We start from the raw sequence: 11605 nt of genomic DNA, 5'->3' as shown, positions 1-11605 counted from the left end.
CATCAAGAACGGTGCACTTTCATCCGTACGCGGTGATGCACGTTCACTTGTACGCCGACACGAGGCCCCTGCACGGCTGAAGACGGTGATGCTGCCCGGGCAGCTGACACCGGCAGCCCTGGTCGACCGGCACGGCATCACCTGCACCCCGATACGCGACCTCCTGGTCGACTACCTCACTGAGCGCGCGGTGGACGTCGACTACACCACGCTGGAGGACCTGGCCCGCTCGCTGGCCGGACTGTTCTGGCGTGACCTGGAGAAGCACCACCCCGGCATCGACTCATTGCGGCTGGACACCAACACCGTCACGACCTGGAAGGAGCGCGTCGCCATGGTCCGTGACCACCACGGCATCCCCGTCCGGCCGCGGGTCAACGCGCACACCATCTACAGCTGGGTCCGGGCGTTCTACCAGGACCTCGCCCGCTGGGCCGCCGAAGAACCGGCCCGGTGGGGCCCGTGGGTCGCCCCTTGCCCGGTCCGCGACAGCGACACCGACCACAGCAAGAACCGCGCCCGCCGCAAAGCCGCCATGGACCAGCGCACCCGCACCCTCCTGCCCGCACTCCCCGCCCTGGTCAAAGCCGTCGAGCGCCAGCTCAAGGACGCCCAGACGTGTCTCACCACCGGGCGGGAGACCCCTGCCGAAGCCCTCTTCACCACCCCGGCGGGCGAGACCCTCGTCCGCCGGGCCGGGGTGTCGTCCCGCGTCTACGCCGACGACCCCACCACCGGCCGGCGCCGGGACCTGACCGTCGAGGAAGAACGCGCGTTCTGGGCCTGGGCCATCGTCGAGGTCCTCCGCCACACCGGCATGCGCATCGAGGAAGCACTGGAGCTCACCCACCACAGCTTCGTCGCCTACCAGCTGCCCACCACCGGCGAGATCGTGCCCATGCTGCAAGTCGCCCCGTCCAAACTCGACCAAGAGCGGCTGCTGCTGGTCTCGCCGGAACTCGGCGAGGTGCTGACAGTGATCATCCACCGCGTCCGGCGCGGGCAGCAGGCCATGCCCCTGGTCGCCGCCTACGACAGTCTGGAACGGCTCTGGAGTGCGCCGATGCCGTTCCTCTTCCAGCGACGCTGCGGCCCGGAGGACCGGGCGATCCCGCGCAACTACATTTACACCTGCCTCAACGACGCCCTCGCCGCGAGCGGGCTGACCGGACCCGCCAACGAGCAACTTCGTTACACGCCACACGACTTCCGAAGAATCTTCGTGACCGACGCCCTCCGCTCCGGGCTGCCCCCGCACATCGCCGCCCGCATCTGCGGCCACCGAACGGTCGACACGACACTCGGATACGCCGCGATCTACCCCGAGGACGTCATCAACCACCACCGGTCCTTCATCGCCCGCCGCCGAACGTTGCGGCCCAGCGAGGAGTACCGCGAGCCCACCGCACAGGAGTGGCAGGACTTCCTGGCCCACTTCGAGCTGCGCAAGGTGGCGCTGGGCGTCTGCGCACGAGACTTCGGCACCCCCTGCGTCCATGAGCACGCTTGCTTATCCGAACCAGCCCAACTGGGTCCGGCGGAGGCAGACGATGGGCGGGTTGCTGAATGTAGCGGTCAGAGATCTTGAGGTCGGTGGGGCGTCCGGGCGTGTCGTGCCGCCGGATCGGGTCAGGTCGTCTGTGACAAAGCCCCGGGACCAGGCGAGAATCCAGCGTATGGATGACGCGTTCACACTTCTTCGGCGGGCTGTCGAACTGCTGCCTGAGGACGCCATGGCGGAGAACGGCCAGACGGTCGGGAACGTTCGCGAGGAGATCGCCTTCCAGGAATGGGAGATGGCGCTGGACGTGCTGATCGAGATCGCCGACGTCCATCCCGTGTCCACCGGCTTCTGGGAGATGCTCGCCGAGGCCGCCAGGCAGATGATGCTCGACCGCAGCCGCCGTTGGTGCGAGTGGCGAGCTTGGGAAGTTAGGCACGGCACCGTTCGCGCGACGCTGACTCTGCTGGGCGCCGACGAGGGCGGACGCCAGAGCACCTTCTCAGGGGATGGGCGACTCAGGCCGCTGTGGGACATCGGCAACCGCACCGCAGACGGGCAACGAGATCTGAACATCGCAAGGATCTGGGTGGAGTTCGCGCCGCAACTCGGTCCCGGAGAGACAGCCGACGTTCGTCTGGCCCCCCTTCAACCCGAGCAGTGGCGGCATCTGAAGTCTGGTGACGTGATAGCGATGCACGAGGCCCAACCTCTCGCTGGCATCGCCGAGATCATCGAGGTTCTTCCGCCTGGCGTCTGAGGCCCAGCCGGGTAGCCAGGTACCTGATCCCACTCCACGGGGTCCAGGTGCGAAAGCACCGAGCATGCCGTGGCCGTCATTGTTTATCGGAGCTCAGGCAGTGGTCCGGAGCTCTTCGGGTAACGGCCCTCTTCAAGCCGGAAGAGGTACTTCCGGAGGTCAGCGCCGAGCCCTTCAGTGATGTAGGCGGCAAAGTCCCTCAGCCCCTCTGCGGCTTCCCGCTCGTCAGACCTGTCGCTGGACGACCATCCGGGCAGGAGGGACTCCAGGTACTCGGTGACCCGTCCACGGTCGCGCCACCAGTTCCGAACAGCCTCGGGTGTCCACCGGCTGTCGCCGTCGCAGGCATAGCCGCGGTACGGATCTTCCTGGGCTGCTGTCACCAGGTTCAGGACCTCGGCCGTGGTCGTCGGCTGGCGATACACATATTCACCGAAGTACTCGCCGCCGTAGAGCACATGACGCGGTGCGTGCAGCCGGCCCGTCCAACAGTTGTCGGCGATGCCGGTGTAGAAGGGGCCAGGAACGTTCAACCAGAGCCGGTCCTCCCAACGCCCGCCGAAGGACGTCTCGGGCTCGCCTTCTGGAAGCGCCGCTATCGGTTCCCAGCACAGCTCTTCGTAGGTCATCCGCGAAGCTTAGGACCCGTTGGGAAGGCTGTCTCAGCGTCGGCGCTGCTGCGTCCGGTGTCGCGGCGGATGTCGGGCATGCCGAGGTGAACGGTGGACGGCTGAGTTGCACGCTCGCGCATGGCCTCCAGCTTCTGCGCGGCGGAGGCCATGGTGGTCTCGATGGCGGCGACCTCGCCGAGCCAGCCCTGGTCTTTGGCCTCTTGGAGACGGTCGACGAGGTTGGCGTGGATCTCTTGGAGGCGTGGCATCTGGGCTGGGTCCACGCGGAGTAGGGGGCACCTGACGCAGGCGTTTTCATGCTGGCACGGGGTCGCGTAGTCGCGGCCGCAGGTCCCCAGGGCGACCTTGCGGAGTTCGAAGTGGGCCAGGAACTCGTCCCACTCGGTGGCGGTGAGCTCGCGGTACTCCTCACTGGGCCGCTCGGTTCTGCGGCGGGCGATGAAGGCCCGGTGATGGGAGATCACGTCCTCCGGGTAGATCGCGGCATAGCCCATGGTGGTGTCCAGAGCGGCGTGGCCGCAGATTTTCGCGGCGATGTGCGGGGGCAGTCCGGAGCGGATGGCGTCGGTCACGAAGATCCTTCTGAAGTCGTGGGGGCGCCATTCGAGCGGGTCGCCGGCCATGGTGATCTGGGCGGACTGCGAGGTCGCGACCAGGCACTCGCGGATGTAGCTGCGGGTCAGCGGCCGGTCCTCGGTGCCGTACCGGCGTTGGAACAGGAACGGCATGGGCGGGCTCCAAGTCTGCTCGAACACGTCGTAGGCCGACACCAGCGGCAGGGCGGCGTTCCCGGCCCGGACCCGGAAGATCACTGCGGTCAGCACCTCCGCCAGCTCCGGGGAGACCAGCAGCAGGCGCTCCGAATCGGTCTTGGACGGGGCGACCTGCAGCATCGGAACCACCTCGCCGGTGGTGGGCAGGGTGTAGGCGATGAAGCTGTGGTGGGTGAGCTCCAGCATCTCCTCGATCCGGATGCCGGTGTGCCGTAGCACCTCCACCGTCGCCCAGGACCAGAACGCCGCCTCCTCCTCGTGGGTCAGGTTCCGCCGCCGACCGGCGGCCACCTCGGTGACGTAGACGCGGCGGGCCTGCCCGGACCTGCAGCGCTCGAACTCCTCCCCGGCGACTTGGAACCGTCCACCAGTTGGTGTCGCGCGAGCCGCAGTGATGCGAGCCTCGGCGTCCTTGCGCTGCCGGTCGACGGCTCGAAGCAGGGCGGGCAGCAGCGGCAGCTGGGTCCTGGTCCGCTGGTCCATCCGGGACTTCACCCCGGACCTGGACTTCTTCGTCGCGCACTCGTTGGCCTTGATCGGACACGGCGCCACCCAGGGCGCCCATCGCGCCGGATCGTCGGCGGCCCAGCGGGCGATGTCCTGGTAGAACGCCCGGACGAACACCAGCTCGCTGCGGAAGTTCACCCGCGGCCGCACCGGGTGGCCCTGGGCGTCACGGATGTAGGCCAGGCGTTCCTTCCACGCCTGCGCGACCTCGGGCGTCAGTCGCAGCGAGTCGATGCCGGGATGGTGGATCTCCAGGTCGCGCCAGAACAACCGGCACAGGTTGCGGGCGATCGAACGCAGCGAGACGTGGTCGAGCTCGGGAGCCCGCTCGGTGAAGTACTCGACCAGCAGGTCACGGACGGCCCGGCACTCGATGGCGTACGCGTCGACGATCTGCTCGACGCTGCGGCGGCCTTCGATGCGAAGCGCCCGCAGCCGCACCGGTGCGCTGGCCGGGAGCACGCCGGTCTCCTTGAGCAGGGCATAGAACAGCGGCCGGCCGGCGCTGCCCCGGAAGTGGTGTTCCTCCAGTGCGATGGTCAGCTCGATGCAGTCGCCGACGGTGATGTCGCTGACCAGGCCACCCTTGCGGATCACGATCCAGGTGAGCTTGTTCAGGGCGTCGGACCTCGCTGTCGGGGTCGCATGCTGGGCCAGTTGTTCGAGCCGCTGGAAGGCAGCGGGGTCACTGGCGGCCCGGGACTCGGTGAGCATCACCGTCACGCGCTGCCGCAGCAGCCACGGGTAGCTGGGGCGGATCGCCTGCCCGGCGACCAGGAGCACCAGTCCCGTGGCCAGTTCATCGCGCCAGTGGCTCTTGGGTGTGCCGCGTCCCTGCAGGGGCAGATCGGTCCACTCGAAGCCGGCGTCGTCCGCCCCGCTGGCCATCCAGCGATCCTGCCAGGTCTCTCCGGGCTGGCCTTCGAGCCAGTCCAGCAGCTTGCCCAGGCCCCGCCGCCGAGTCTTGTCGCGGGTCAGGCCCGCACCGGGGTCGGTGAACCGGCCCAGCAGCCGGTCGACCAGGCGCTCCCGGCTCTGACGGGCCTGCCACCAGCTCGCTTCTCCGACTCGCGGTTTCCACTCCAGTGGGTTCCCCACCTCATGTGGCTCGACGGGCCGGGCGACGTCGACGTTCACGGTCGGGTTCACCGGCTCTCGCCGTTCGCGGTCGAGGTGCCGAGCAGTGCTGCCAGCACCTCGGGGCGGTAACCCGGTGCCGGCGGGGCCGGCGGTTTGGCCTGCTTGGCGCGCTGCCGCTCGTGGTGGGCCAGGACGTGGGCGACGACCTCGTCGGGAGTGGGAGCGATATAAATTTCCGTGGTGGTGATGTGGGCATGTCCCATGACCCACTGCACGTCGGCGAGGGTCAGGTTCGGATCGCGGACCATCCTCTTGGCCGCGCTGTGCCTCAGGTCGTGCAGGGTCCAGTTCGCGCCGAGCAGTTGGTTGGCGCGGGTGAAGACCATCCGGGCCGCGTCGTACTCCAGCGGGCGGAAGGGCCGCCGCAGCGTCCACCACAGCGGCTCCGACGGGTGCTTGGGGACCATGCCGCGCAGTTCTTGCTGGTAGAGCCGCAGCCAAACGAACGCGTCGGCGGAGGCGGGAAGGTGCTGCAGGACCTGGTTGCCCTTGCGGACGACACCGATCGTCTGGTCCCCGGGCGCGACCAGGCCCTGCGGGACGCCGAGCAGCTCGGAGGCGCGGGCGCCGGTGGAGATGTAGAAGGCGATCAGAGCCCTGTCCCGGTTGTACTTCAACCCGGCGAACAGGTCGTTGATTGCCTGGTCAGGAATGATCCTCGGGGTCGGCTTGGGCTCCTTGGGCTGATAGGTACCCCGGCGCGAGGGCTGCCGGAACGGCTGCATCGGGTTGTGATGTGCATTCGGACTCCCCTCGTCGGCAGCCCCGCCCTGCTGGAACGGGTTGATCAGCGGTCGGCCGTGGGTCTCCCGGTGGTACTCGTAGAAAGAGCGGATCACCGCGCGAGCGTGCCGCCTGGTCCGAGCGGCATAGTTCTCGCCGAGCGCGGCCTTCCCCGTGACTGGGTTCACCGAGCCCGGGGCGGGTGCGTCGGGACGGCGCTGCCGGGGCGGCTTCTTCGTGGTCTTCAGCCACAGTGCGAAGTCACGGGCCTCGACGCGGCTCGCCAGATGCCAGGGAACGTCCACGGCGCGTAAGAACCGGACCCACGCCAACAGCTCATAGGCGTAGGACCGCAGCGACGTCGGACTCGCGTCGTCGGCGAGCATGTGGTGCAGGAACTCACTGACCGCCGCCACCTCGGTGCCATCGGCGTCTACGAGCCGGAACGGCCGCAGCGGATCATCGGTCTTCTCGACGCGGCCGACCCTTGCCACCTTCAGCGTCGCCACATCCCGGACCGTCGTGCTGTGCTCTGGCATCCATTCCTCCACGGGCCGACCTACTTGACGACACGCGATGAAACCAGATCCACCACCACACGCGCAGTCACCACGACCCGCCGTTGAGAGCCACAACTCCCTTATTGTCACTGTGAGTTGACCTCGAAGGGAGCCAAATCTAGTTCGGTCAACGGGGCATCAGATGCCCAGTCCTACGACCAGATCCCGAGCAGAGGCCCCGCCTGGAGGAGATCCGCGCGAACCTGGTCGACCGCCTCCAGGAGGCCAAGGAACAGGGCTGGCTCGGCGAGGTCGCCGCGATCGAGGCCAGCCTCGCCGCCGCCGAGCAGAAGCTCGCCGCCATGCGCGACATCGCGGCCCGGCACACCACCGTCCACCTCGGCATGCCCGACTTTCGCAACAGTGCCGGACGTCTTGATCGCGAGCTGTGACCACCTGACAGTTGCCTCACCTGGCCAGCGCCATGCCCGTTAGGGATCGGTGGCTTTCGTCGCGCATGCTCAGGGGCGTTGGGATCCATGCTGCTGGTCGGCGATGGCGTCCTGGGGCGGGCGGTCCCGAGTGACGCGCGGCCGTGCACCACGGTGTCGACGCCTGGCGCGCGACGGGTACAGCTCGAAGATGTGAGCCAGTCCGGCGTCATGCTCCAGTGCCGTCTCCAGAGACATGAGTACCGAGTCGTCGGTGCGTTCCAGGAGCTGGTCGAGCACGGTGTCCTCGTCGGCATAACTGAATTCGGTGCTGCGGTCGTCGTTCATGGCTGGTCTCCCGCCGTCAAGCCCAGCGAACGTTTCAAGGACGCTCGGGCACGAGCGTAGTTTTGACGGACTGCCTCGACCGTGGTCCCTAGCTCTGCGCTGATTTCGGAGTGGGAGAAGCCGTCCAGGTGCCACGCCATCACCTGGCGCTGGCGCGGCGGCAGCATGCCCAACGCCGCGTACACGTGCTGTTCCTCATCCTTCAGGACCACGGCCGTTAGGGGACATTCCCCACCGGGTTGGTCCGGGACGGTGTCGGTTAGCTGGTCGCGGAGCCCGGTCTGTCGCAGATAGACCCGTGTGGCGACCGTACGCAGCCACGCCCGGGGCGTCGTGATCTGTGACCACTTGGGGAAGGCTTCGACGAACGCAACGTGTGCGGCTTCCGCCGCCTCGTGGGGAGAGGCACCCAGGCGCATCACGAACCGAGTCAGCATCGCCAAGTGCTCGGAGTAGAACAGTGCGAAGTCCAGTCGACTTCCAGGCGCACGCAGCGCCGTCTGTGGCGACTGTCGGCGTGAGACTGACTGTTCTTGAACCGGTGCTCGTTGTTCACTCATGTCCACCGTCCCCCGGGCCAGGGCCGACCTCGACGATGACTTTTCGACCTTGAGAGCTCTCCGACAGGCGACTGCCCTGTGGCAAGCAGCGCACCCTCTCACTCAGTCCTTGCTGATCCAGCTGAGCCAACCGTACTGTGGTCCGACTCCTGATCCACTGGTAACACAGTTGGGTGGTTACAGGGACAAGCATCGCGAGTGCCCCCGTCCATATCGGATCCATGCGGCCACGTCTCCATCCGCTCAGCGGTGCTCGGAACACCGCGTACATCAGGTAGTGCAACCAGCAGGCTTCAGCGTGACATCGCCGAGACGGCAATCTTCATCGTCGCTTACATGATCTTGCTGTGGTCGGTGGTGGATGAGTGCCACAGCGCATCGCCACGGGCGTCGAAACGCCCGGCGACGCCGGTCCACCCAACTTCTCCACGACTACTTTCCGTGGTGGAAGAGGACGGGAGATCAACTCGTCGCCACGCTGGGCTAGTTCGGATAAGACCAGATCGGCGCGCTCGGCCTGGTCCTCAACGCCCTCGTCCTGTTCAACACCCGCTACATGGACGCCGCCGTCACCCAGCTCCGCACCGAGGGTTTCGATGTCCGCGACGAGGACGTCGCCCGGCTCTCACCGTTCGTCCGACACCACGTGAACATGCTCGGCCGTTACTCGTTCCTGCTGCCCGAGATGCCCGGCGGGCTGCGGCCACTGCGGGACCCGGAGCGAGCCGAGGCGTGAGCCCGGGCGCCGGCGCCTTCTCCTCGATACAGGGGGCCGGGCAACCAGAATCGCTCGCCGGACGCGTCGCGTGTGTGCCCGGCGCGCCGGGCACACACGACGCGGCTACTACGTCAAGCGGACGGGTGCGTCGATCTCGAAGACAGTGCCGTCGCTCAGAAAGAAGGCGAAGGAGATGGTCAGGTCCATCGTGATGATGTGCTTCTCCTTCTCCAGAACGATCTTGGTCTTGCCCCCCATCCAGATGACGCCCTTGGCGGGGATGGTGAACTCGGCGTACCGAACCATCTTCGCGCCCTCATCGCTGATGACGCTCTCCGCCACCTCGATGCTGTCGAAGTCGCGGCTCCACATCCGAGTGACCTTCAGGTCCGTGTCGCTGGAGTTCTTCAGCTCGATGTTGAGATGGGCAGGTCGGCCCCCCGCCTTCATCTTGACCCATGCGGACCCGTCCTCGCTGGTGATGTCGGGTGAAACCGGCGTAGACATGGTTGTGCTCCCTTCGCGGAGTCGCCACTCGACTCCCACGGTCCATCACAGCAGGCTCCCGATGTACCACATAGCGTGACAGGGGAAGATCATTCAAACCGGGGACCTCGCACCCCGCGCAGGACCCGACGCGGAGGCGAGAGCCGAACCCTGTGCCGGTTCCCAGGGTCGGCCCAGCGCACCGGTTCTTCGTCTGATCCCCATCCCTCTTTCGTGACAGCGTGTCTGCGTGTACTCGACTTTCTGTAACGAGAGGGTGGTCGTACCCGAGCCTTCAGCAGAAAGATCGAGATGCCTGAGACCACCACTCCTCACCCGGCTGGCACCCCGTGCTGGGTGTACACGGCCGCAACCGACCAGCAGCTCGCGCTGGACCTCTACCGCGAGCTGTTCGGTTGGAAGGGCGAGCCCGGCGACAACACGGTCTGTGAGCTGAACGGCAAGACGGCCGCCTGCGTCGGCTCCGCCAAGTTCCTGGACAGCGCGGGCGCCGTATTCCCGAGAGACCAGTGGATCCCCTTGCTGGCCTGCTCCGACCTCGACGCCACCACGGGATCGATCTTCGAAGCGCGCGGCAGTGCAGGCGCGCAGTTGGAGCTCGGCAAGCTCGGCAAGCTTCAGCTGTGCAAAGACCCGCAGGGGGCGGAGTTCGGGCTCTGGAAGCCCGATGAGTGCTCCGGCGCCCAGATCACCGACGAAGCCAGCGCGATGAGCTGGTTCGCACTGCGCACATCCGACATCAAGGGCGCCAAGAAGTTCTACGGCGACGTGTTCGGCTACACATTCGAGTCGCAGGCCGGCGGAGACACGATGCGAGTCGGCAACCGCGACATCGGCACCCTCGTACAGATCGAGACCAGGCGGCCTTACTGGAGGACGTACTTCGAGGTCGACGACATCGCCTCCGCCGAGGGCACGGTGGTCAAGCACGAGGGTGACGTCCGCGCGGAAGGCGGCGGCATGTTCGTGAAGGGGAAGGCATACGAGACATCGGAGGTCGCGGGCGCCCTGACGTCACCCGACGACCGGGTCGGATCGCAGGCTGAGTTCGCGCTGATGGCCCGCCGGCGGTAAGCGCCACGCAGGTGGTGCGTCCCAGGACGAGACCCGCCTGACCGGAACCTTCGGCAGGCGGGTCTCGTCCTGCTTGGTCACCATGCCGCAGCCAGCTCGACCGGTCGCCGGGCCTCAGCGCCGGCTGTCGCCGGGAGCGAGCAGGCTGGTGATGCCCGCGATGGCCTCCGACGAGGGCTTGAAGTACCGGCGGACGTTCTCGACCTTCTTGTGCCGGGACTTGGCCATCAGCATCAGCTCGGACGCGCCCTGCTCGCCGAGGTGAGTCAGGGAAGAGTGGCGGTACTCGTGCAGGTCCCAGCCGGTACCCGGCCCGGCCAGGGCGGTGTGCTGGTCGAGCAGCGCGCGGGCCTGCCCATAGGAGAGGCGGGCCAGGCCGGTGGCCGGGCACACATCCCGGGCGGAGAGCACCTTGCCGGGACCGGGGCGGCGGTGGGTAACGAACACCGGGCCGCGCGTGCGGCCCTTGAGCAGGCGGGGCAGCAGCCGGGCGGTGCCCGCGTCCCAGAACACCGTCTCCAGCACGTAGTCGCCACGGGTCGCGCCGCGGCGGCGCACCTTCGGCTGGGCGCCCTTCGACTTCACCGGGACTCGGCGGCCGGCCAGGTCGAGGTCCTCGATGTTGACGTCCAGGATCTCCTCGGAGCGGGCGCACGTCTCGTAGAGCATCCGCCACAGGGTCTTCTCCCGCAGGTGGACGTCCCGGCGGGCGATCAGCCGGTCGATCGCCATCTTCGAACGCACCGGGGTGTCGGAGTCCGGCGGCGGCATCCGTTTCGCCCACACCGGGACCGCCGGCCCGTCATAGCCACGCTCGGCGCACCAGCCGGTCCAGGACAGCACCGCGCCGCGGCGGGCGTTCCAGGTGTTCACCGCCGAGCTGCCCCACAGCAGCTCCAGCGCCTCGCCGATCTCGTCGTCCGCGACGGCGGCCAGCGGCCGAACCTCGCCGATCCGCTCGGCGGTCTTCCCGACGGCGATGCCGTAGTTCCGGATCGTGTTCGGGTTGGCCAGCGAGTCGAGGAAGGCGTCGGCAGCCGTCCGGACGGTCAGCGCCTTCCCGGTCGGCAGCAGCAGGACCGCGGGCACCGTCTCTCCCTTGCCACAGATAACAGGGTCGCTTCACGCAGCGTGCGGAGAACGTCTCCCCAGGTCGCGTTTGCTGATGCCGCAGATAATAGGGCGTTATCTGCGGGATGACTTCAGCCCGGCCCCACGACCGACGCCCCGTCAGCCGCCCACCAGGGCCGACAGATCCTTAGCGCCGGTTTTCGTTCCGATGTTCCTCAACCCCCGTATCCGTCTCGAGCTGAACAACCGGTAGCCGGTCCTTCTCTCCGCCGGCCGCGGACAGGGAGCAATGAAGCCAGCCGCCTGCTGTACGAGCTGGCCGGCCCGCCGGGCGCGTATCGGGGTCTGGCATGATCGCGA

The 11605-nt window shown here is 67.5% G+C and carries 11 protein-coding genes and 1 pseudogene; 4 read left to right on the top strand and 8 right to left on the bottom strand.

Features of this window, described 5'->3' with window-relative positions; genetic code table 11:
* Positions 1–88 precede the first annotated feature (88 nt).
* Positions 89–1588, top strand: a complete 1500-nt coding sequence (locus OG782_RS00290; RefSeq protein ID WP_406447158.1) for a tyrosine-type recombinase/integrase — start codon at positions 89–91, stop codon at positions 1586–1588.
* Between the two features lie 88 nt (positions 1589–1676).
* Positions 1677–2261, top strand: a complete 585-nt coding sequence (locus OG782_RS00285; RefSeq protein ID WP_327713266.1) for a hypothetical protein — start codon at positions 1677–1679, stop codon at positions 2259–2261.
* A gap of 83 nt (positions 2262–2344) precedes the next feature.
* Here OG782_RS00285 and OG782_RS00280 read toward each other — a convergent pair whose 3' ends face one another.
* The 6 genes from OG782_RS00280 to OG782_RS00255 all read right to left on the bottom strand — a co-directional run bounded on the left by OG782_RS00280 (position 2345) and on the right by OG782_RS00255 (position 7875).
* The gene (locus OG782_RS00280) at positions 2345–2890 is read right to left on the bottom strand and encodes a hypothetical protein (protein ID WP_406447156.1); all 546 of its coding nucleotides are present in this window, start codon (positions 2888–2890) and stop codon (positions 2345–2347) included.
* A complete protein-coding gene (locus tag OG782_RS00275) occupies positions 2887–5322 on the bottom strand; it encodes a tyrosine-type recombinase/integrase (RefSeq protein WP_406447154.1) in 2436 nt (811 codons plus the stop codon). The genes OG782_RS00280 and OG782_RS00275 overlap by 4 nt, the downstream gene beginning before the upstream one ends.
* A complete protein-coding gene (locus OG782_RS00270; protein ID WP_406447152.1) occupies positions 5319–6575 on the bottom strand; it encodes a tyrosine-type recombinase/integrase in 1257 nt (418 codons plus the stop codon). The genes OG782_RS00275 and OG782_RS00270 overlap by 4 nt, the downstream gene beginning before the upstream one ends.
* Before the next feature lie 173 nt (positions 6576–6748).
* On the bottom strand, positions 6749–6922 hold the full coding sequence (locus OG782_RS00265) for a hypothetical protein (RefSeq protein WP_406447150.1): 174 nt from the start codon (positions 6920–6922) through the stop codon (positions 6749–6751).
* A gap of 135 nt (positions 6923–7057) precedes the next feature.
* The gene (locus OG782_RS00260) at positions 7058–7315 is read right to left on the bottom strand and encodes a hypothetical protein (RefSeq protein WP_406447148.1); all 258 of its coding nucleotides are present in this window, start codon (positions 7313–7315) and stop codon (positions 7058–7060) included.
* Entirely contained in the window at positions 7312–7875 is a 564-nt protein-coding gene (locus OG782_RS00255) for an RNA polymerase sigma factor (RefSeq protein ID WP_406447146.1), read from the bottom strand. Before OG782_RS00255 ends, OG782_RS00260 begins: the two co-directional genes overlap by 4 nt.
* Positions 7876–8371: 496 nt before the next feature.
* On the opposite strand from OG782_RS00255, the pseudogene OG782_RS00250 reads away from it, so the two are divergent.
* A pseudogene (locus tag OG782_RS00250) lies at positions 8372–8611 on the top strand (Tn3 family transposase); the annotation flags it as partial.
* 108 nt (positions 8612–8719) lie between these two features.
* Here the strand turns inward: OG782_RS00250 and OG782_RS00245 are convergent.
* Positions 8720–9100, bottom strand: a complete 381-nt coding sequence (locus OG782_RS00245) for a hypothetical protein (protein ID WP_406447144.1) — start codon at positions 9098–9100, stop codon at positions 8720–8722.
* Positions 9101–9436: 336 nt separating this feature from the next.
* On the opposite strand from OG782_RS00245, the gene OG782_RS00240 reads away from it, so the two are divergent.
* Complete coding sequence (locus OG782_RS00240) at positions 9437–10174, top strand: VOC family protein (protein ID WP_406447143.1); 738 nt, start codon at positions 9437–9439, stop codon at positions 10172–10174.
* Positions 10175–10288: 114 nt separating this feature from the next.
* Here OG782_RS00240 and OG782_RS00235 read toward each other — a convergent pair whose 3' ends face one another.
* Entirely contained in the window at positions 10289–11263 is a 975-nt protein-coding gene (locus tag OG782_RS00235) for a tyrosine-type recombinase/integrase (RefSeq protein ID WP_406447141.1), read from the bottom strand.
* Positions 11264–11605 lie beyond the last annotated feature (342 nt).

This window comes from Streptomyces sp. NBC_00876, assembly GCF_045207435.1.
Lineage (GTDB): Bacteria > Actinomycetota > Actinomycetes > Streptomycetales > Streptomycetaceae > Streptomyces.
The sequence above is the reverse complement of the archived record's forward strand: the minus strand, read 5'-3'. Positions and strand labels throughout refer to the sequence as shown.

Excerpts from the sequence above, each read along its gene's own strand:
- OG782_RS00245 (WP_406447144.1), bottom strand. The coding sequence starts at position 9,100 with ATGTCTACGCCGGTTTCACCCGACATCACCAGCGAGGACGGGTCCGCA.
- OG782_RS00280 (WP_406447156.1), bottom strand. The coding sequence starts at position 2,890 with ATGACCTACGAAGAGCTGTGCTGGGAACCGATAGCGGCGCTTCCAGAA.
- OG782_RS00260 (WP_406447148.1), bottom strand. The coding sequence starts at position 7,315 with ATGAACGACGACCGCAGCACCGAATTCAGTTATGCCGACGAGGACACC.
- OG782_RS00270 (WP_406447152.1), bottom strand. The coding sequence starts at position 6,575 with ATGCCAGAGCACAGCACGACGGTCCGGGATGTGGCGACGCTGAAGGTG.
- OG782_RS00255 (WP_406447146.1), bottom strand. The coding sequence starts at position 7,875 with ATGAGTGAACAACGAGCACCGGTTCAAGAACAGTCAGTCTCACGCCGA.
- OG782_RS00290 (WP_406447158.1), top strand. The coding sequence starts at position 89 with ATGCTGCCCGGGCAGCTGACACCGGCAGCCCTGGTCGACCGGCACGGC.
- OG782_RS00285 (WP_327713266.1), top strand. The coding sequence starts at position 1,677 with ATGGATGACGCGTTCACACTTCTTCGGCGGGCTGTCGAACTGCTGCCT.